Raw genomic sequence first — 19,283 nt, 5'->3', positions numbered from 1 at the left:
CTTATCGTAAATTATAATTGTGTCTAAATTGATCAATTCTTTTTTGGAACTGATTAAGGATATGTTCAAGTCTTTTAAGATTTACCTCTTTTTCGTGAATTAGTCGAGATTTCTCCTCTTCAAGTTCCATCTCTTCGTCAAGAAGTTTCATCTCTTTATTTGTTAGTTCTTCATATTTCTCTTTGAGTTCACTGATTACTGCTTTATGTTGATCAAGCTCTTTCATGAGCCTTGCACGATCTCGTTCAAGCATTTCAATTTCTCGCTCTGTCTCAGCTTTCAGCGTTGCTTGTTGGATACGCTTTAGATGATTGAGAATGTCATGCATTCTATGTTCATGTTCTCTTAGTTCCCGTGAAACTTGAAGGATTTCAGATTCGATTCTTGCCAACTTCTCTTTCACTTCCTTGAGCTTCGAATCAACCTCTTGAATCTCTTCTTTATCCCTCTCAACGAGCTTTTCGAAATGCTCAACCTTCTGAGCCATTTTCTTCAAGAACTCTTCCATTGTTCCTCCTTATAATTGTAATAATATTGTATCAAACATCTATCAATACAAACTCAATGTGTTACGTATTGTATCACATGCTAATCTTATGTGTTTAGTTTAGTAACACTAAATCAAAATCTCTCTATTCCCTTTGGCATTTGGCGGAGAGAGGACACCCATATTTTCCAGCTGTTCTACGATTCTTGCAGCTCTGTTGTATCCTATTTGTAACCTTCTTTGAAGATAACTGATGGAAGTTTTTCTCTCACTTAATACAATTTTTTTTGCCTCTTCAAAAAGTTCATCGAGGTCGTCTGAACCTACTTTTCCCTCACTTGAATCACTACTTCCAAGATTTTCGGCCAAAAATTTCTCATCATATTCTGGCTCTTGCTGCTCTTTTAAATATTGGACGATGGTTTCAATCTCTTGCTCACTGATCCATGGCGCATGCAGCCGAATAAGGCCAGCCGATCCCGGTGGTGTGAAAAGCATATCACCACGTCCAAGGAGCGATTCTGCTCCGATGCTATCAAGAATGACTTTACTATCTATTTTTTGTCCTACGCGAAAACTGATTCTTGCCGGGAGATTCGCTTTAATAAGCCCAGTAACCACATCTACGCTGGGTCTTTGGGTCGCGACAATCAGGTGAATTCCACTCGCCCGTGCCATTTGTGCAAGTCTTGCAATGGAATATTCCACATCTTTTCCACTTGTCATCATTAAATCAGCCAACTCATCGATTATTACAACTATATATGGAAGTTCAGAAATCCCCTCTTTTTTTGCCTTTTTGTTAAAACTCTCAATATTTTTTGTTTTATACTGGCTCATAAGCTGATAGCGTCTTTCCATCTCGCCAACCATATTGCTTAAAGCAACGACCGCCTGTTTCGAACTGGTGATGACAGGAGTCAATAGATGGGGAATATCGTTATAGATACTAAACTCAAGCATTTTGGGGTCAATCATCATCAGTTTGAGTCTATCTGGCGCATTTCTATAGAGTAAACTGATCACCATCGCATTGATGCCGACACTTTTCCCGCTTCCCGTAGTACCAGCAATCAGTAGATGCGGCAGTTTTTTGAGATCTGTTATGAATGGTTTTCCGACGATATCTTTACCCAAAGCAAGAGTCAAAGGAGAAGTGGCCTTTTTAAATAGGTCGCTCTGTATGATCTCTCGAAGATAGATTGTCTGAAACTCTTTATTTGGAATTTCTATCCCTACTACGTCTTTTCCAGGAATTGGCGCTTGGATGCGTATGGTTTGCGCTTTCAGAGCCATTGCGAGATCATCTGCAAGATTTAAAATTTTTGAAACTTTGATATGCGGTGCAGGCTTGAATTCAAAGGTTGTCACCAATGGACCTGTATACGTTCGAACGACATCCCCTTCAATTTTAAATTTTTTAAGTTTTTCTATGAGTTCTTTGACTTTCTTGTCAATTTCGGCTTCATTGATCTCATTTTTTGTTTTTGGCGCTTTTTGCAGAAAGTCGATTGAAGGAAGACGAAAACCTTTCGGTTTTTCAACACCGTTGCCAAGTTCAATATCTTCTAGTAGTTTTTTATTCTCCTCTAGCTCCTGCACAATCTTAACATTGCAATCTGTTGTGTTCTCTTTATTCTCTTCTTTTTTGACAATCTTACTCTTTTGTTTAGGTTCTTTGGATTGTGTCTCATTATGAGCTTTTTCTTCCTTTTTCTCTTCAGATCTTTTTTGACTTTTCGTCACTTTTTTCTTCTCAATTTTCTCTTTTGCTGTTTCTTCAACTTTATCCCTCTGCAATTTTTCAGTGATAAAACCTTCAAAAGAGTCTTTGAACAAAGCAATATAAGCGATAGCAAGGAATATAATCAATAAAAGCCACACGCCAACGCTACCGATATAAGGAGTGAGGGTGTCTATGATTGCGCGTCCAAATGCACCCTTATATGCCATTGGCAACAAAAGAGCTTGCAATATCACCAACGAAAAGAAGAGAATGAAAGAGCCCATGATTATGTAAGAAACGTTTTTCCTATCAAAAGTTTTTTGCCTGTAGATACTCCACAATGGCAATAGCAGCGCAAAAGGGTAAACATAAGAGAGAAGTCCGAAATAGTATCTATTATATTTCCCAAATGTAGAACCCAGTTTGCCTACAAAATGAAAATCATTGAAAACAGTAGAAATACCTAAATAGACAAATAATACAGCAACAACAAGAAAGAGAATCTGCTTCACACATATCCTTTATTTTCTATATTAACGGATTATGAAATTATAATCGAAACAGAAAAAATATCATAACTTAAATCGTTCAATTAAACGTTTTGCCGTGAAATGTAACAAGTATCATAAAAATTGATTCATTTTCCTTGAAATTTTTAAAAAATATTTGTAGAATTGTAGTGTAATGAAAAATTATACTAAAGGAAGAGCGATGAAAAAAGCGGAATTCGTTCAGATCGTAGCTGAAAAAGCTGGCCTTTCCAAAAAAGATACGCAAAAAGTGATCGACGCAGCATTGGAAGTCATTACTGATGCTTTGAAAAATGGTGACGAAGTAGCATTTATCGGTTTTGGCACATTTACTACGGCACAAAGAGCTGCTAGAGAAGCTAAAGTTCCTGGTACTGATAGAGTTGTAAAAGTTCCAGCAACAAGAGTTGTAAAATTTAAAGTTGGTAAAAAACTCAAAGAAGCAGTAGCTGGATAATAAAACTTGGGGAGTGTCCCCAAGTTTAAATTTAATGTAAGATTTATTTCGCTATTATTTCAGTCCAAATGGTTGCCGGGGTGGTGAAACTGGTAGACACGCGAGACTCAAAATCTCGTGGGCATTTGCCCGTGTGGGTTCGAGTCCCACCCCCGGCACCATTGCGGGAGTAGCTCAGAGGCTAGAGCACCTCCTTGCCAAGGAGGGGGTCGCGGGTTCGAATCCCGTCTCCCGCTCCATTAACAATTCCTCTCATTGCAACATCAAGCAGTTCTCAATATGAAATATACATCTGCAAAGAAGCAGTAGAAGAGAATCCCCTATCGACCCTCTTCCAAAACGATTTCAATATCGAGTATATCTTGATCACCTACTTTGTCTTTGGTGATATTGACATCTTTGATTTGGCTATATTTTTTGACAACTTCCATAATCTCTTGCTTCATCTGATCAAGGTGGGGATAGATATTGCTGTCGCGATCCAGAGCTATCGCTACACTAAGGCGGTCTTTTGCTTTTTGAGCACTCTTTTTTTTCTTGAAAAAATCGAACAAACTCATGAGAAAATCTTTTTCAATGATTTCAAAAGACCGCCTTTTTTAGGAGTTTCTACATCTTCAAACGCTACTTCCTCCCCACATAGCCTTCTGCTTATCCTATCAAAGGCTCTACCTGCTTCACTTTCGCTGTTCAAAATGACAGGATGTCCTGTATTGGAAGCTTCTATAATATATTGGTCCTCTGGTACTTTTCCTATTAAATCGATCTCCAAAATATCTAAAATGTCTTCACTAGATAACATTTCACCCTTTTGAACGAGTTCTGGATTGATCCTATTGATCACAAGATATTTTGGTACCTCTTTTCCTTCCTGTGCCTTCTTGCTTTTCGCGTCCACTATACCAATTGCTCTGTCTGAATCCCGTATAGAAGAGACTTCTGGATTAACAACAACAATTACCGCATCGGCAAAATGGACAGCATGCTCAAAACCACTCTCAATCCCAGCCGGTGCATCAATGAAGATATAGTCGAACTCTTTTTTCAGCTCTTCAAGCAGTTTTTGAACTTTCTCTTTGGAAAGTACCGTCTTGTCTTTTGTTTGGGAAGCTGCCAAAAAAGAGAGGTTTTTGCTTTTTTTAAAAGGGATTAATGCTTGATTCAATTTCACATCTTCATCCATTACATGGGTGATATCATACACCACCCTATTTTCCAGCCCTAAAATCATATCAAGGTTTCTTTGGCCGATATCGAAGTCAACCACCACTGTTTTCTTCCCCTGAAGTGCTGTCCCAATAGCCAAATTTGCAGATGTCGTAGTTTTTCCAACACCACCTTTTCCGCTAATAACAGAAAATATTATGCCCATTTCATTCCTTTATTTTTTCTATTACTATACCCTCTTCATCGAGGCTTACTTTATATAGATGCCCATCGATAAAATTGTCCAATACATGATTGTGGAAAATGATTTTTGATTTTGGACCCTTTTTGAAAAGCATAAAATTGCCACTGCACTCTGCGGTCCCATCCATACTATCTAGTGCTATAAAATTACCGGATGTCTTGATCAATGCACCATCATTGACTCTTTTCAGACACAAAACAGTATTTCGTGTCACGATCTCTTCACCACTTCTCACTACACGGTCGCATACATCGACGCCGATTGGAAGCTCTTGCTTCTTTACCCGCTTAAGCCTATGCAAATCGAGATTTTTGACGTACTGTACTCTATTCATATCGAGAAAATTTTCGATCTTTCTCGTCACATCTCCTTTGAGATGGAGCAGGTAGTCTTTTAATAGAGGAATTTTCGGTTTTATAAACTGCAAAAACTCCTCTTCGTTCTTTATCTCTATCTCCATAACAGATACGTTGTACTGGTTAATTTGCAATAGTGCCTCCCAATAAACAATGTTGTATAATTATATGAAAAAATATTGAAAAAGTGATAAATTGAAAGTAGCCGTAGCAGTAAGCGGAGCCAGCGGGGCTCAACTGGGAATAAAAACGTATAAACTCCTTCCAGATTCCATAGAAAAATATCTCATATGTACTCAAAACGCAAAAACGGTTTTAGAAAAAGAGAGTGAGTATACTATACTGGATGACAATGCCATTTGGGAGGGGCCAGCGAGTGGCAGTTTTGGGCTGGATGCTTTGATTGTTGCTCCATGTTCCATGAATACATTGGCAAAGATAGCCGTGGGGATAGCTGACAACCTTACAACAAGGGCAGCAAGTGTTATGATCAAAGAACAAAAAAAACTCCTATTGGCCCCAAGAGAGTTGCCACTTAGCCCGATTGCACTGGAAAATATGCTCAAGCTCTCCAGATTAAATGTTATAATTGCACCGCCTATCATGGCATATTACAGCAATCAGCAAACACTTGATTCGATGGAGAATTTCATCATCGGAAAGTGGTTCGATCTATTAGGAATCGAACATAATCTTTATAAAAGATGGAGCAATGCGTAAAGTCATCTATCCCGGTACTTTTGACCCTATCACAAATGGACATCTGGATATCATAAAAAGAGCAAGCACTATTTTTGACCACGTCATAGTAGCCGTAGCTCGCTCGCAAGAGAAAAAACCGATGTTCGATATAACGACTAGGGTGAAAATGGCTCATATTGCCACATCCGATATGCCGAATGTCACTATCAAAGAGTTTGATACACTCTTGGTCAATTTTTGTAAGCAAGAAGATGCCTTTATTATCATACGAGGTCTTAGGGCTGTGAGTGATTTTGAATATGAACTACAAATGGGATATGCCAATCGATCTTTGGATAAAGATATCGAAACACTCTATCTCATGCCGAGCTTGCAAAATGCGTTCATCAGTTCAAGCGTGGTACGGACGATTCTCAAATACAAAGGAAACGTCTCACATCTGGTACCACAATCTATTATTCCTTATCTGGAGAGCCGTTAAGTGTATATTCTTATTGAAGGAATCGACCGTGCCGGAAAAAGTACTCAGATAGAAAAACTCAAAACTCTTTTCCCTGATGCCCTGTTTACAAAAGAGCCAGGTTGTACACCTCTTGGAAATAAGATTCGAGATATGGTTCTTCATACGCAAAACCCATCCTCTTTGGCGGAACTCTTTCTTTTTTTGGCTGACAGAGCCGAACATATTGAAAAAGTGATACTGCCCAATCTAAAAAAAACTATAATCAGTGATAGAGGATACATTTCAGGGATTGCGTACGCTGCGATTAAAACAGAATTGGATCTGCCTACACTGCGAAACCTCAATGCAATTGCAATGAAAAATGTCTATCCTGATAAAATCGTTTTTTTGGAGCTGAGTGAAAACGAGCTTCGCAAAAGGATGGATGCATTACCGCTGGATTCCATTGAACAAAGAGGAATAGAGTACCTTATGCAAGTCCAATCGATTATGAAAAAGGTCATCCAAAGCGAACCGATACCTTCTCTTATCCTCGATGCCTCTTTGGATGAAGAGGTTATTTTTCAAACAATTTTAACTTTTATAAAGGAATGACATGGCGATAAAAGCGTTACGTGGAATGAAAGATATCTTACCGCCACTCAGTGAAAAATACTTGAACTTTTTACAAACCGCTTCACACTATGCACATAACTACGGTTTTTCCTACATCGAGACTCCCTTATTGGAAGAGACTGCTCTTTTTAAAAGGAGTGTCGGAGAGTCGAGCGATATCGTTGGCAAAGAGATGTATCAGTTCATTGATAAAGGGGGCAATGACATAGTACTTCGTCCAGAAGGAACCGCTGGCGTCGTTCGTAGTTTCATCGAACACAAACTGGACCGTCAAGGTGGGACGCATCGATTTTTTTACTACGGTTCTATGTTCCGATACGAACGCCCTCAAAAGGGACGATTTCGTCAGTTTCATCAGTTCGGAGTTGAGAGTTTTGGAGAGCCTAGTGTGTATGAAGATGCAGCCATTATTACTTTGGCAAAAGCTATTTTGGACCACTTCGAAATCGATTATACCCTCAAAATAAATTCACTTGGTTGTCCGGTATGTCTCAAACCCTATCGAGAAGAACTCATAAAATTTTTAGAAGATCAGGAACATATATGTGACGATTGTAAACGAAGACGCAAACTCAACCCTATCCGTGTTCTTGATTGTAAAAACGAACAGTGCCAACAAATCTATGAAAATGCTCCTAAGCTTATAAACAACTTGTGTGAGGAGTGCAACCAAGAGTTTCAAACCCTCAAGAATCTTTTGGATAACGAAGGTATAATCTACGAAGTAGATGAAAACCTGGTCAGGGGACTCGACTACTATACGAGAACTGCCTTTGAGTTTGTTAGCAATGCTCTTGGGGCCCAAAATGCCGTGGCAGGTGGAGGTCGGTACGACAACCTTGTGGAAATGCTCGGCGGAAAACCTACACCCGCAGTCGGTTTTGCCATAGGAATTGAGAGAATTTTAGATCTTATCAAAGACAAACCAGTCCAAAGAGAAGGGTACTTTATCGGTGTTATGCTCCCTGAAGCGCTCAATATCGCATTTGACATTGCAACTAAGCTTCGTCAAAGCAATCGGGTCATTATGGAATACAAACCAAAAAGCCTCAAAGCACTGCTCAAAGGTGCAGATAGAAATAATGCAAAGTATGCCCTGATAATTGGGGAAGATGAGTACAATGAAGGTCTTGTCTGGATCAAAGACCTTGAACGAAAAGAGGAAAAGAGAGTCGATATACAAAACTTTATGGAGCGTTAATGAAAAATTATGGCATCCACCTATGGTCCAATGGAGATTTTATCATCGAAGATGGTGTCGTCAAAGTCAATTATGCAAACAGACCCTCTTTGTATGAGATTACAAAACAGATCAGGGATACCGGTATCCGAGGCCCCGTTCTTCTTCGTTTTCCTCACTTAATCAAAAAACAGATCGACAATCTTTTCAAAGAGTTTCAAAAATCGATCGACCAATTCAACTACAAAGGTAATTTCAACGCCGTTTTTCCTTTGAAAGTCAATCAGTTTCCAAATTTTGTCTCTTCTTTGGTAGAAATAGCAAAAGAGTACAACTATGGGTTGGAAGCTGGAAGCAAAGCGGAACTCATCATCGCAATGGCGTACAACAATAAAAATGCGCCTATTACCGTCAATGGCTTCAAAGACAAAGGGATGATCACTCTGGGTTTTTTGGCTGCAAAGATGGGGTATGATACAACGCTTACAATCGAGGGGCTTGGTGAACTGGAAAACATTATCGAAGCGGCAAAAGAGTATAAAGACCCGATTCCAAATATCGGTCTTCGTATCCGTTTGCACAGTTCAGGCATCGGCATTTGGGCCAAAAGCGGAGGTATCAACTCAAAGTTTGGTCTTACTGCAACGGAGCTTTTAGAAGCGATGGAGCTTTTAAAGAGAAACGATCTTTTGGAAAAGTTTACCATGATTCATTTTCATATCGGCAGCCAGATTGGCGAGATCAATCCTGTCAAAAAAGCTTTGCGAGAAGCGGGAAACATCTATGCTGAACTCAAAAAGATGGGGGCCATGAATCTCAGAAACATCAACCTTGGCGGAGGTCTTGCTGTTGAATACTCCCAGCACGAAAATGTCCATCAAAGAAACTATACCTTGACAGAGTTTACCAACGACGTCGTTTTCCTTCTCAAAGAGATAGCCCAGCAAAAAGGTGTTGAAGAGCCAAACATCTTCACCGAATCTGGCCGATTCATTGCAGCGAGTCATGCTGTACTCATCGCACCGGTTCTTGAGCTCTTTAGCCAAGAATATACAGAAAAAGGGCTACGACTCAAAGAGAAAAACCCGCCTTTGGTACAAGAACTTTATGACCTGTATACCTCCATCAATCCGTCCAATGCTATCGAATATTTTCACGACAGCCTCGATCATATGGAATCGCTCCTGACACTATTTGATCTTGGCTATATCGATTTGCAAGATAGAAGCAATACTGAAATCCTGGTGCATCTCATCATCAAAAAGGCGATAGAGCTGACAAAAGACAAAGATCGCTATGAACTCAAACGAATACAGGACAGGGTCCAAGAGCGATATCTGCTCAATTTCTCCCTATTCCAGTCCCTACCAGACTTTTGGGGTTTGGGACAGCGCTTTCCGGTTATGCCTTTGAATAAACTTGACCAAACCCCTACACGAAGTGCATCACTGTGGGATATCACCTGCGATAGTGACGGAGAAATCGATTTCAATGTGGACTACCCTCTTTTCTTGCATGATGTGGATCTCTCCCAAGAGGAGTACTTTTTGGCCTTTTTCCTTGTTGGTGCCTACCAAGAGATTTTAGGTATGAAACATAATCTTTTCACCCATCCTACAGAAGTAACCGTTCGTTTTGATCATAATGGGTATAGTTTAGAAAATATGGTAGAAGCCCAAAGCATTCTCGATATCCTGTATGACCTAGACTACGACATCAACGAAATCCAATCCAATCTCAAACAGCTTATAGCACAAAGTAATTGTGAGAATAAAGAGAAACTGCTAGAGATTTTGAGTATTCTTTTGCATGAAAACAATTATCTGAAAATTTCTCAAAAAAAGGAAAGCGATGCGTAAACTCTCTCTCTTTGAACAGATCAAAGAGGATTTTTCTATCGTATGGGAGCGAGACCCCGCGATCCATTCCAAGTTTGAACTCTTTACAAACTATCCGGGCGTTTGGAGTATCTTTTGGTATCGCATCGCACATCGACTCTATAAAAATGGTTGGAAACTCTTTGCCCGCATGATCATGGGTATCAACCAAATTTTTACAGGAATCGATATCCACCCCGCAGCAAAAATCGGCAGACGGGTCTTTATCGACCACGGTATAGGAGTGGTCATAGGAGAAACCACAGAGATTGGGAACGATGTTCTTATCTACCAGCAAGTCACATTAGGGGGCGTAAGCCTCAGTCACGGTAAACGCCACCCAACCATTGAAGATGGTGTCGTTATAGGTGCCGGGGCAAAAGTCTTAGGTAACATAACCATAGGAAAAAACGCCAAAATAGGAGCCAACTCCGTAGTTGTCAAGGATGTTCCGGCTGAATCCACCGCCGTTGGAATCCCGGCACGTGTGGTCAGCAAAGGACTCGATAAAGGAAAGCTATCGCACAACAAACTCCCAGATATTGACAAGGAGCTCTTTGAGTACCTTTTGAAACGTTTTGCACTTTTGGAACACGCCTACATGAGTGGTGATAAGAATCTGCTCAAAAAAGAGGAAGAATTGGATACAATATACCAAGAATTTTTGAAATCTATGAAGCTAAAGGATTAAAATGTTATCCCATAGAATCAATCAACTTTCAGAATCTCTCACTATGGCCATAACAGCCTTGGCAAAGGAACTCAAGGCAAGTGGAAAAGATGTTTTGAGCTTCTCGGCGGGAGAACCCGATTTTGACACTCCAAAGGCAATCAAAGATGCGGCAATCAAAGCCATCGAAGAGGGTTTTACCAAGTATACTGCCGTAGACGGCATTCCTGAGCTCAAAGCCGCTATCGTTGATAAACTCAAAAGGGACAATGATCTTACCTATAAACCAGAACACATCATCGTAAGTAACGGTGCGAAGCAGAGCCTTTTCAATCTCACTCAGGCTCTTATCGACGAAGGCGACGAAGTCATCATTCCTTCACCCTATTGGGTAACGTATCCAGAACTTGTCAAATATGCCGGAGGGAAACCTGTGATCATCGAAACTGATGAAAATACAGGTTTTAAAATAACCCCGGAACAGCTCAAAGAAGCAATTACATCCAAAACCAAGCTTCTCATACTAACGACTCCATCCAATCCAACCGGAGCGGTCTACTCAAAAGAGGAACTAGAAGCCCTTGCAAAAGTACTTGAAGGAACGAATGTTTATGTCGCAAGTGACGAAATGTATGAAAAGCTCGTATACGATAATCTTGTATTTACAAGTGCGGCATCAATTAGTGAAGATATGCACAAAAGAACGATAACGATCAATGGCCTCAGTAAGTCAGCAGCAATGACTGGCTGGAGATTTGGCTACCTCGCTTCGAGCAATACGGAGCTTGTCAGAGCGATGAAAAAACTGCAAAGCCAAAGCACATCCAATATCTGCTCCATTACACAAAAAGCAGCAATTCCCGGACTTGATGGAACGATTGATGAAGATATAGAGATGATGCGAAGAGCGTTTGAGCAAAGGAGAGACGAAGCGGTACAACTCCTCAATGAAATAGAAGGCATATCCGTGTTAAAACCGCAGGGTGCCTTTTATCTTTTTGTCAACCACAGTGCAATAGAACAAGATAGTATGAAATTTGCCAAAGAGCTTCTTGAAAAAGAGGGAGTCGCTGTAGTACCTGGTATTGGCTTTGGAAGCGAAGGATATTTTCGATTCAGCTTCGCAACTGATATCGATACAATTCGGGAAGGAATCAAACGCATTAGACGTTTCATCTCTAACTATTAAAGGGCTCTGGCCCTTGTAAAGGCCAACCATGTATGTAGAGCATTTTTTCAAGCTCCCCTCCCAAACAAAAGAACTTCTGCAAAACACTCCTTACCGATTTGGATTTGGATTGCTCAGTGAAGTTACGTTTTATAGAAGCTACAGCCGACTCAAAGAAGATGGCACCAATGAACATTGGCCTGATACGGTCATACGTGTAACGGAAGGCATCTTTTCTATCCGTAAAAATCATGCACTCAATTACCATCTTCCATGGGATGAAGAGCAAGCCCAGATATTTGCCAAAGAGTTTGCCTTGAGTATGCTTCAGCTCAGATGGCTTCCTCCAGGACGAGGCTTATGGATGATGGGTACTCGCTATATGTATGAAAGAGGTAGTGCAGGACTTTACAATTGTGCCGCCGTCGATACAAGCAATCTGGCACATGCAGCAGAATGGGCCATGGATATGTTGATGGTAGGAGCCGGAGTTGGATTCAATACAGCATGGAGTGGCAAAGCGACCAAACCCGATAAAAAACATCCCAAAATCTATGTAATAGATGACAGCAAAGAGGGATGGGTCAAGTCGGTCCGATTGTTGATACAGAGCTATACCGATAATGGTCCGTTTTACAGATTTGATTATTCCAAGATCCGTCCTGCCGGATCTCCTTTGAAAACTTTTGGAGGGATTGCACCAGGTCCCGAACCTCTGAAAAGGCTACATAAAAAGATAGAACAGATTCTTGATGATTATCTGGATAAAAAAATTGACAAAACCAGATGTGTTGTCGATCTGTTTAACAATATCGGTCTTTGCGTCGTTTCTGGAAATATAAGGCGATCTGCCGAAATAGCTATCGGTAGACCGGGGGATAAAACTTTTTTACATCTCAAAGATTATGAAAAATTTCCGGAGAGAAAAGAGTATGGTTGGATTTCCAATAACTCTGTGGTCATTGAAAATCTTGATGATTTCCACTATATCGATGCAATAACGTCATTGATCGCAAGCAATGGTGAACCAGGCGTTTTGCATCTTGAAAATATGCAAAAATATGGACGGTTTGGAGAGATCGTACCAGATAGAGCATGGCTGAGCAACCCCTGTGGCGAGATAGCTTTGGAAAGCTATGAGCTATGTAATTTGAGCGAAATCTTCATCTCCAAATGTTCAAATGAAGAGGATTTTCAAAAACTCATTGAATATGCGACATTTTATGCTTCAACAGTCAATCTTTTACCAACCCATAGACCAGAAACAAATGAGATCATAGCAAGAAACAGAAGAATAGGCGTAAGCGTTTCCGGAGTAGCGGATGCCATCGAAAAATTTGGACTGGAAACTATCATCAAATGGTTACGCAAAGGATATGAAAAGGTACGCACAGTGAATGAAAGATTGGCAAAAGAAGCTGGCATCCCAGTATCGCTGAAAGTTACATGCGTAAAACCGTCAGGTACAATCAGTATACTGGCTGGAACAAGTCCTGGAATGCACTATCCTCTCGCCACATATGCTCTTAGACGTATTAGAATCGGTAAAACATCAAAACTGGCAAAACTTTTGATAGATTCTGGACTTTCGTTTGAAGAGGATATTTATGATAAGAACTCATACGTTTTTGCATTTCCTATCCATTACGACAATCCTCGATCGATAAAAGAAGTAGATATCTATGAACAGATGCTGGTACTCACTATGCTACAAAGAGAATGGGCGGACAATATGGTCTCGAATACCATTCAATTCGATCCAACCCGATATGACGCAAAAGATCTCAGTCAAATTGTCAAACATTTTTTGCCGATGATCAAGTCATTAACGCTTTTGCCGGAAAAAGAAACTATATATCCGCAAATGCCCTTTGAATCAATAAAAAAAGAAGAATTTGAAAAGAGAGTGACACAGTTACCTAAAGTTGAGTGGAATACATTGAGCGGACATCATGCTGACTCTGAGCGCTTTTGCAGCACCCAGAGTTGTCAAATCGATTAATCCCCGCCTATACTTTCGTCGTGATCAAGTGGTTTTGCCGATTCATCTGGAATGTAGTCTTTTCCGAATTCTTTTTTCGCTAATTCCAGAGCTTCAATCAGATCGTCGATATTTTCATAAGGGATATGAACTTTCCACTCTGGATTAAGAGCATTCCCTTTGAGCGAGATTCCAATACTCACAACCGGTTCACTCTCTGGACCATAAGGTTCAGTAATGTGTGCAACACTTACAATACCCTCTTTTGTTCCGTAAAGATTAAACAGTTTGATTTCACTATGCGTTTTTGCCATTTGCAGCCTCCTTCTTGCTATTTAGAAAGATTATAACATAGGAGGAAAAAGTTATTTGCTACTTTTATTGCTAAAGTTTTCCTTTTTTGACAAGTCTGGCCAGAAGAGCTTGCAATTTGAGCCATTCTTTATGGAGCATCAAAGGAAATCCGGCGTAGGTCTGTCCACCCGGTATGGATTTCGTCACTCCCCCACGAGCGGCAATGACTGCAAAATCACCAATTTCGAGATGCCCGGCCGTTGCACTTTGACCTCCCATCACAACGTTTCTACCAAGCTTGGAAGAGCCGGATATGCCAACTTGCGAAGCCATGAGAACGTTTTCACCGATTTCACAATTGTGGGCTATTTGGATAAGGTTATCCAGTTTCGTTCCAGATTTGATAACAGTACTATCAAAAACGGCTCGATCAATCGTACAGTTTGCGCCAATCTCCACATCATCTTCGATGATGACATTGCCATTTTGATAGATTTTTACATGTTTGCCCTCTTTTGTATGGGCAAATCCGTATCCGTCACTCCCTATGACGGTTCCTGCATGGATAATGCAGTTGTTTCCTATTACACAGTCTCGATACACCGTTACATTTGGATATAAAATCGTATTGGAACCTATAGTAACGTTATCACCTATGACAACGCCCGGCATCAATGTAACATTGTCACCGATAACACTGTCGTATCCAATGGACACATTTTGGGCTATTTGACAGTTTTCCCCAATTTTTGGAGGTTTACCGCTTGTTTGCATGGGTGGTTTGGCAAAAAGTCTTGAAACGAAAGCAAGAGCCAGGTAGGGCTCATCACTTAAAAGAGCACTAACGCCAGTCGGCAGGTAAGAGAGGTGCTCTTTTTTTAGAATAATGGCTCCGGCTTTCGTTTTTTGAAGTTCATGAATATATTTTTTATTTTCCAAGAAAGAGAGTTCATCCTCTCGTGCTTTATCCAAAGATTGGAGTCTCGTTATCGTTTTATTTTCTCCGACCAACTCAAAGCCGAATCGATCGGCTATGGATTGAAGATCAATTTTAGCGTTCAATAGCAACAACCCCGCTTCGTACAATCTCTTTAGGATTAAAGCGTTTCAAAGCCGATACAAAATTTGCTATTCTGCTTGGCTCATCTGCAGCCATGATGATGGCACTATCTTGACCGATATTGACGATGTTTCCATTGTAAGCTCTACATAAAGCTTCCACATCAGCAAGACGCTCTTCGAGTGGAATTTTTGCCATTACCATCTCTTTTTCAATCAAATCGCTATGTTCGATGACTTTGTATACAGGAATCAATTTATGCAACTGTTTGATAATCTGTTCGATTACTCTCAGACTCCCACTGGTTACGATGGTCAATCGAGAATATTTGCTCCCTGGTATGGGTGCAACGGTAAGTGATTCGATATTGTACCCTCTGGCTGCAAAGAGTCCGGTTATTCTCGTCAATACGCCATGCTCGTTCAAAACGATAACTGATATTACTCTTCTTTCAATCATGATCAATCCTTATATTCCAAAAGCATATTGTAAAGACTTCCACCAGCAGGAACCATTGGAAGAACGTTTTCATATCGGTCGATGACAACATCAATAAGAGCGACGACGCCTTTGCTGATCGCATCATCCAAAGCTTTATCAAACTCCTCTTTCGTCTTCACTCGATATCCAACACCGCCAAAGCTCTCAGCAAGTCTTACGAAATCTGGCTGCATCGACAGATCCGTTTCGGCATAGCGTTTATCGTAAAAAAATGTTTGCCATTGGCGCACCATGCCAAGATAGTTGTTGTTTAAAATGATATTGATGACGGGAAGTCGATACTCTACGGCAGTCATGAGCTCTTGAATATTCATCAAAATCGATCCATCTCCACTGATATTGATACTGATCTCATCAGGCACTCCCCGTTTTACTCCCATGGCCGCAGGAAATCCAAACCCCATCGTTCCAAGGCCCCCGCTTGTAATAAACTCTCTTGGTCTTGTAAACGGATAGTACTGCGCAGCCCACATCTGATGCTGACCAACATCAGTGGAGATTCTCGCTTTGCCTTTGAGCTTCTCTCCAACTCTTTGGATGACCCACTCTGGCTTCAACACTTCATCACTATCTTCATAGGTAAGTGGATGGAGCTCGTTATATCGGTTTAGGATCTCTCGCCATGCCTCATACCTGCTTGGATCCACTTTCTCCTTCGCTTGTGGCACAAGCTCTTGTAAAACCGCTTTGAGATCCCCTACGATAGGATAATCCACATGCACAAGTTTTCCGATACTGCTAGGATCGATATCGACATGGATGATTTTCGCATATTTTGCAAATTCAGAAAGCTTTCCTGTCACCCTGTCATCAAATCTCGGTCCAAGAGCTATGAGCAGATCAGCCTCACTCATCGCCATGTTGGCTGCATAGGTGCCATGCATGCCGACCATCCCTAAAAGCATAGGGTCATCATATCGAAGAGTCCCTCGTGCCATCAATGTCTCAACTGCTGGAATCTGAGTGGCAGCTACTAGATCTCGCACAAGCTCAGCGCTATTTGAATGGATGATCCCTCCACCAAGATAGAAGACCGGCTTTTTGGCATTCGCTATCGCCTCGACCGCTTTCTTTATCTGCCTAGCATTCCCCTTAATCGTAGGTTTGTATGTTTCTAATTTCACCTCTTTTGGATAATTAAATTCCGCTACCTGCGCAGTCACATCTTTTGGTATATCCACATGTACTGGCCCTGGTCGACCGGATCGGGCGATATAGAATGCCTCAGCTAAAATCTCTGGCAACTCTTCGGCACTTTTGACAAGGAAGTTATGTTTCGTACAAGGTCTGCTGATACCTACTGCATCAATTTCTTGAAAAGCATCCGTTCCTATCATGCTAAGGGGTACCTGACCACTTACCACGACCATTGGGATAGAGTCCATATAAGCTGTCGCCAAACCCGTTACAGCATTGGTAAATCCCGGTCCACTCGTCACAAAAGCAACCCCGACTTTCCCGGTCGCTCTTGCGTACCCATCTGCCGCATGAACTGCAGCCTGTTCATGCCTTGTAAGAATATGTTGAAAATATCTGTGTTTGTAAATTTCGTCATACACATTCATTATGGCGCCGCCAGGGTAGCCAAAAACTACTTCGACTCCCTCTTCTCGCATTGCTTCTACAACCATCTGAGCGCCGGTCATCTTCGCCATTGTATCTCCTAAGCTCATATTTTTTGTTATTGTATCCAATTATCGTTTCATTTCACAAAGCCAAAGGGCCACGCCTTCGCGAACCCCTTCGTCACTTACGATCATAGACCGCAATCCAACTTGTTTCATAATCTCTTCCAATATCACAAGCCCTGCAATGATCGCATCTTCCCTCCCAGTTCCAACCAGTTTTGCTCGCTCTTTTGGAGGGAGCTTGATCAAACGCTTATAGGCCTCTTCGATATCTTTGATTTCTATGGCACTTCCACTTATCTTCTCGGCATCGAATGTCTCGTAATTCATTCCCGCTTTCAATGCTGCGACAGTCGTTGGCGTGCCGCCGGTGCCTACAAAGATCTTTGGCTTCCCAAAATGCTCGAATACATCGTGCAAAAAGAGTTTGACTTCTTGCATCTTTTTTTTGATACCAAAAAGAATCTCCTCTTTGGTGTGATATTTTTGTATTGTAGTCAAAATCCCTATACCAAAGCTTTCAAAAATGAGATCCCTTTTGTTTTTTAAAATGATTTCAGTGGAACCGCCTCCAATATCGACCATTAAAAATTTCTGGGAAGGGATTTTTCGAAGCTGCAACCCGTACTCTACCCCTTTGACACTGTAGAGCGATTCTTGGGAAGCATCGATAATTTCTACCTCGATACCTGTTTGAACAAAAATCTTTTTACAAACCTCTTGTGCATTTTTCGCTTTTCGGAATGCTGCAGTTGCCACTGCTTTATAACTATCATTTCCAATTGTTTCTTTAATTTCTAGAAGAGCCTCTATGATTCTTCGCTGTGCAGCTTCAGAGATAAGACCTGTTGATTCCAACTCTTCCGCTGTACGAACAACCCTTTCAAAAGAATCTATTTTCCTTAATGTAGCACAATCTATCTGGATCATTCGTAAAGAGTTGGAGCCTATATCAATTCCAACGGCCATTATCGCTCCTCATAAAAACGGTATCCATGCTCAGTAAGTAGTGAACGAATCTCTTCTTGATGCTCTTTTCCTTTTGTTTCCAAGCCTATGGAGACATTCGCATCACCAAAAGCGAGCTTTGCAGAGGTCCTGTCATACCCGATCTGAACAATATTTGCATTGGCTTTTGCCAGTAATTCAGTGAGCTTCATCAAAGATCCAGGTTTATCAACGAGCGTAACAATGAGCTTCATTTTTCTATAGGATTTGATCAAACCTTTTTCTATAATGACATTGAGCATCGTTACATCAATATTGCCTCCACTCAAAAGCACCGCAACATTTGCACCTTCCGGTAAATCCACCTTGTCGTACAACAGTGCAGCCACTCCCACAGCTCCGGCACCCTCGACAAGAAGTTTCTGTTTTTCCAAGAGCAGTAAAATAGCATCGGCTATCTCTTCATCGTCTACTTCGACGACATCGTCGACTGTTTCCAAAATGATATCGAGGGTCATTTTTGATGTGTCTCGGACCGCAATGCCGTCTGCTATCGTTTTTACCTCCGTAGAATCGACAGGCTTTCCAAGCTGGTAGGAAGTTCGCATTGCTGGAGCTCCAGCAGCTGTGACACCGATAATCTGAATGGAAGGATTGATCTGTTTAACCGCACTTGCAATACCCGCAATCAAGCCACCTCCGCCTATGGGCACAACAATAGCATCGAGCTTGTGGGCCTCCTCTAAAATCTCCAATGCAATCGTCCCCTGCCCGGCCATCACTTCATAATCGGCAAATGGATGGACAAAGATCTTTTCTTTTTGTTTTGCATATTCTACTGCAAAAAGATATGCCTCGTCATAATTGGAACCTCGTAAAATAACTTGGGCACCATAGGCCTTGACACCATTCACTTTTGTTAGGGGAGTGTTTTCCGGCATAACAATTGTTGCTGGAATATTGAAGTAGTTCGCACTAAAGGCAACGCCTTGCGCATGGTTGCCTGCACTTGCCGCCACTACACCTATCTCTTTATTCTCTAATGAGGCAATTTTATTGAATGCACCTCTGAGTTTGAAAGCTCCCGTAACCTGTAGATTCTCTTTTTTCAGATAGACATTTTTTCCACTTCGCTTGCTCAGTATCGGAGCGTATGCATACGGAGTACGGCTGATGACAGGCTCTATCCGTTTTCTTGCCTCTTCTATTTTTTTAAGTTCAATCATCGC

Annotated in this window: 20 protein-coding genes and 2 tRNA genes; 11 read left to right on the top strand and 11 right to left on the bottom strand. The window is 41.2% G+C overall.

The features are described from left to right. Nucleotide 1: 1 nt before the first annotated feature. Complete coding sequence (locus tag NIS_RS04510) at nt 2-508, bottom strand: hypothetical protein (RefSeq protein WP_012082202.1); 507 nt, start codon at nt 506-508, stop codon at nt 2-4. A gap of 108 nt (nt 509-616) precedes the next feature. Further along, nucleotides 617-2,725, bottom strand: a complete 2,109-nt coding sequence (locus NIS_RS04505) for an FtsK/SpoIIIE family DNA translocase (RefSeq protein ID WP_012082201.1) — start codon at nt 2,723-2,725, stop codon at nt 617-619. Nucleotides 2,726-2,924: 199 nt separating this feature from the next. Between NIS_RS04505 and NIS_RS04500 the strand changes: the two genes are divergently transcribed. The 3 genes from NIS_RS04500 (at nt 2,925) to NIS_RS04490 (ending at nt 3,439) form a co-directional block, all read left to right on the top strand. Continuing rightward, on the top strand, nt 2,925-3,200 hold the full coding sequence (locus NIS_RS04500) for an HU family DNA-binding protein (protein WP_012082200.1): 276 nt from the start codon (nt 2,925-2,927) through the stop codon (nt 3,198-3,200). Nucleotides 3,201-3,274: 74 nt separating this feature from the next. Continuing rightward, nucleotides 3,275-3,361: transfer RNA gene (locus tag NIS_RS04495), tRNA-Leu, on the top strand. A 2-nt stretch (nt 3,362-3,363) separates the two neighbouring features. Continuing rightward, nucleotides 3,364-3,439: transfer RNA gene (locus NIS_RS04490), tRNA-Gly, on the top strand. Nucleotides 3,440-3,520: 81 nt separating this feature from the next. On the opposite strand, the gene minE is transcribed toward NIS_RS04490, so the two are convergent. From minE to minC, 3 genes are read right to left on the bottom strand one after another with little or no spacing between them, the layout of a single operon-like run. Next, the gene (minE, locus tag NIS_RS04485; RefSeq protein WP_012082199.1) at nt 3,521-3,760 is read right to left on the bottom strand and encodes a cell division topological specificity factor MinE; all 240 of its coding nucleotides are present in this window, start codon (nt 3,758-3,760) and stop codon (nt 3,521-3,523) included. After that, entirely contained in the window at nt 3,757-4,572 is an 816-nt protein-coding gene (gene minD, locus NIS_RS04480; protein ID WP_012082198.1) for a septum site-determining protein MinD, read from the bottom strand. The genes minE and minD overlap by 4 nt, the downstream gene beginning before the upstream one ends. Nucleotide 4,573: 1 nt before the next feature. Further along, complete coding sequence (minC, locus tag NIS_RS10020) at nt 4,574-5,101, bottom strand: septum site-determining protein MinC (protein ID WP_012082197.1); 528 nt, start codon at nt 5,099-5,101, stop codon at nt 4,574-4,576. 61 nt (nt 5,102-5,162) lie between these two features. Here minC and NIS_RS04470 point away from each other — a divergent pair, with 61 nt between their 5' ends. Genes NIS_RS04470 through NIS_RS04435 form a run of 8 tightly spaced genes read left to right on the top strand, consistent with a single transcriptional unit; the run spans nt 5,163 to nt 13,644 of the window. Then, nucleotides 5,163-5,687 (top strand): UbiX family flavin prenyltransferase, encoded by a 525-nt coding sequence (locus NIS_RS04470; protein WP_012082196.1) that lies wholly within the window; start codon nt 5,163-5,165, stop codon nt 5,685-5,687. Continuing rightward, a complete protein-coding gene (coaD, locus tag NIS_RS04465) occupies nt 5,680-6,150 on the top strand; it encodes a pantetheine-phosphate adenylyltransferase (protein ID WP_012082195.1) in 471 nt (156 codons plus the stop codon). The genes NIS_RS04470 and coaD overlap by 8 nt, the downstream gene beginning before the upstream one ends. Then, complete coding sequence (tmk, locus tag NIS_RS04460) at nt 6,151-6,726, top strand: dTMP kinase (RefSeq protein WP_012082194.1); 576 nt, start codon at nt 6,151-6,153, stop codon at nt 6,724-6,726. Between the two features lies 1 nt (nt 6,727). Next, nucleotides 6,728-7,948, top strand: coding sequence for a histidine--tRNA ligase (gene hisS, locus NIS_RS04455; protein ID WP_012082193.1), 1,221 nt, complete (start codon nt 6,728-6,730; stop codon nt 7,946-7,948). Next, the gene (gene speA / locus NIS_RS04450) at nt 7,948-9,786 is read left to right on the top strand and encodes a biosynthetic arginine decarboxylase (protein WP_012082192.1); all 1,839 of its coding nucleotides are present in this window, start codon (nt 7,948-7,950) and stop codon (nt 9,784-9,786) included. The genes hisS and speA overlap by 1 nt, the downstream gene beginning before the upstream one ends. Further along, nucleotides 9,779-10,495 (top strand): serine O-acetyltransferase, encoded by a 717-nt coding sequence (cysE, locus tag NIS_RS04445; RefSeq protein WP_012082191.1) that lies wholly within the window; start codon nt 9,779-9,781, stop codon nt 10,493-10,495. The genes speA and cysE overlap by 8 nt, the downstream gene beginning before the upstream one ends. A gap of 1 nt (nt 10,496) precedes the next feature. Then, nucleotides 10,497-11,663: a pyridoxal phosphate-dependent aminotransferase gene (locus tag NIS_RS04440; RefSeq protein ID WP_012082190.1), complete on the top strand. Its 1,167-nt coding sequence runs from the start codon at nt 10,497-10,499 to the stop codon at nt 11,661-11,663. Between the two features lie 28 nt (nt 11,664-11,691). Further along, nucleotides 11,692-13,644, top strand: coding sequence for a fused protease/ribonucleoside-triphosphate reductase (locus NIS_RS04435; protein WP_012082189.1), 1,953 nt, complete (start codon nt 11,692-11,694; stop codon nt 13,642-13,644). On the opposite strand, the gene NIS_RS04430 is transcribed toward NIS_RS04435, so the two are convergent. The 6 genes from NIS_RS04430 to ilvA form a co-directional block, all read right to left on the bottom strand. Continuing rightward, a complete protein-coding gene (locus NIS_RS04430; protein ID WP_012082188.1) occupies nt 13,641-13,937 on the bottom strand; it encodes a hypothetical protein in 297 nt (98 codons plus the stop codon). The two genes, NIS_RS04435 and NIS_RS04430, sit on opposite strands and share 4 nt — an antisense overlap. A gap of 70 nt (nt 13,938-14,007) precedes the next feature. Then, on the bottom strand, nt 14,008-14,985 hold the full coding sequence (gene lpxD / locus NIS_RS04425) for a UDP-3-O-(3-hydroxymyristoyl)glucosamine N-acyltransferase (protein ID WP_231852966.1): 978 nt from the start codon (nt 14,983-14,985) through the stop codon (nt 14,008-14,010). Next, entirely contained in the window at nt 14,969-15,436 is a 468-nt protein-coding gene (ilvN, locus tag NIS_RS04420) for an acetolactate synthase small subunit (protein ID WP_012082186.1), read from the bottom strand. Before ilvN ends, lpxD begins: the two co-directional genes overlap by 17 nt. Nucleotides 15,437-15,438: 2 nt before the next feature. Beyond that, on the bottom strand, nt 15,439-17,133 hold the full coding sequence (locus NIS_RS04415) for an acetolactate synthase large subunit (RefSeq protein ID WP_012082185.1): 1,695 nt from the start codon (nt 17,131-17,133) through the stop codon (nt 15,439-15,441). 39 nt (nt 17,134-17,172) lie between these two features. After that, nucleotides 17,173-18,075, bottom strand: coding sequence for a Ppx/GppA family phosphatase (locus NIS_RS04410; protein ID WP_012082184.1), 903 nt, complete (start codon nt 18,073-18,075; stop codon nt 17,173-17,175). Then, entirely contained in the window at nt 18,075-19,280 is a 1,206-nt protein-coding gene (gene ilvA / locus NIS_RS04405; RefSeq protein WP_012082183.1) for a threonine ammonia-lyase, read from the bottom strand. The genes NIS_RS04410 and ilvA overlap by 1 nt, the downstream gene beginning before the upstream one ends. Nucleotides 19,281-19,283 lie beyond the last annotated feature (3 nt).

This window comes from Nitratiruptor sp. SB155-2 (assembly GCF_000010325.1).
Taxonomy (GTDB): Bacteria; Campylobacterota; Campylobacteria; order Campylobacterales; family Nitratiruptoraceae; genus Nitratiruptor.
This window is presented reverse-complemented; position numbering and strand designations above follow the sequence as displayed.

Bases quoted from the DNA above. Each gene is read 5' to 3' on its own strand.
- NIS_RS04510 (WP_012082202.1), bottom strand. From the start codon at position 508: ATGGAAGAGTTCTTGAAGAAAATGGCTCAGAAGGTTGAGCATTTCGAA.
- NIS_RS04500 (WP_012082200.1), top strand. From the start codon at position 2,925: ATGAAAAAAGCGGAATTCGTTCAGATCGTAGCTGAAAAAGCTGGCCTT.
- minE (WP_012082199.1), bottom strand. From the start codon at position 3,760: ATGAGTTTGTTCGATTTTTTCAAGAAAAAAAAGAGTGCTCAAAAAGCA.
- minD (WP_012082198.1), bottom strand. From the start codon at position 4,572: ATGGGCATAATATTTTCTGTTATTAGCGGAAAAGGTGGTGTTGGAAAA.
- coaD (WP_012082195.1), top strand. From the start codon at position 5,680: ATGCGTAAAGTCATCTATCCCGGTACTTTTGACCCTATCACAAATGGA.
- hisS (WP_012082193.1), top strand. From the start codon at position 6,728: ATGGCGATAAAAGCGTTACGTGGAATGAAAGATATCTTACCGCCACTC.
- speA (WP_012082192.1), top strand. From the start codon at position 7,948: ATGAAAAATTATGGCATCCACCTATGGTCCAATGGAGATTTTATCATC.
- cysE (WP_012082191.1), top strand. From the start codon at position 9,779: ATGCGTAAACTCTCTCTCTTTGAACAGATCAAAGAGGATTTTTCTATC.
- NIS_RS04440 (WP_012082190.1), top strand. From the start codon at position 10,497: ATGTTATCCCATAGAATCAATCAACTTTCAGAATCTCTCACTATGGCC.
- NIS_RS04435 (WP_012082189.1), top strand. From the start codon at position 11,692: ATGTATGTAGAGCATTTTTTCAAGCTCCCCTCCCAAACAAAAGAACTT.
- NIS_RS04430 (WP_012082188.1), bottom strand. From the start codon at position 13,937: ATGGCAAAAACGCATAGTGAAATCAAACTGTTTAATCTTTACGGAACA.
- ilvN (WP_012082186.1), bottom strand. From the start codon at position 15,436: ATGATTGAAAGAAGAGTAATATCAGTTATCGTTTTGAACGAGCATGGC.
- NIS_RS04415 (WP_012082185.1), bottom strand. From the start codon at position 17,133: ATGGCGAAGATGACCGGCGCTCAGATGGTTGTAGAAGCAATGCGAGAA.
- NIS_RS04410 (WP_012082184.1), bottom strand. From the start codon at position 18,075: ATGGCCGTTGGAATTGATATAGGCTCCAACTCTTTACGAATGATCCAG.
- ilvA (WP_012082183.1), bottom strand. From the start codon at position 19,280: ATGATTGAACTTAAAAAAATAGAAGAGGCAAGAAAACGGATAGAGCCT.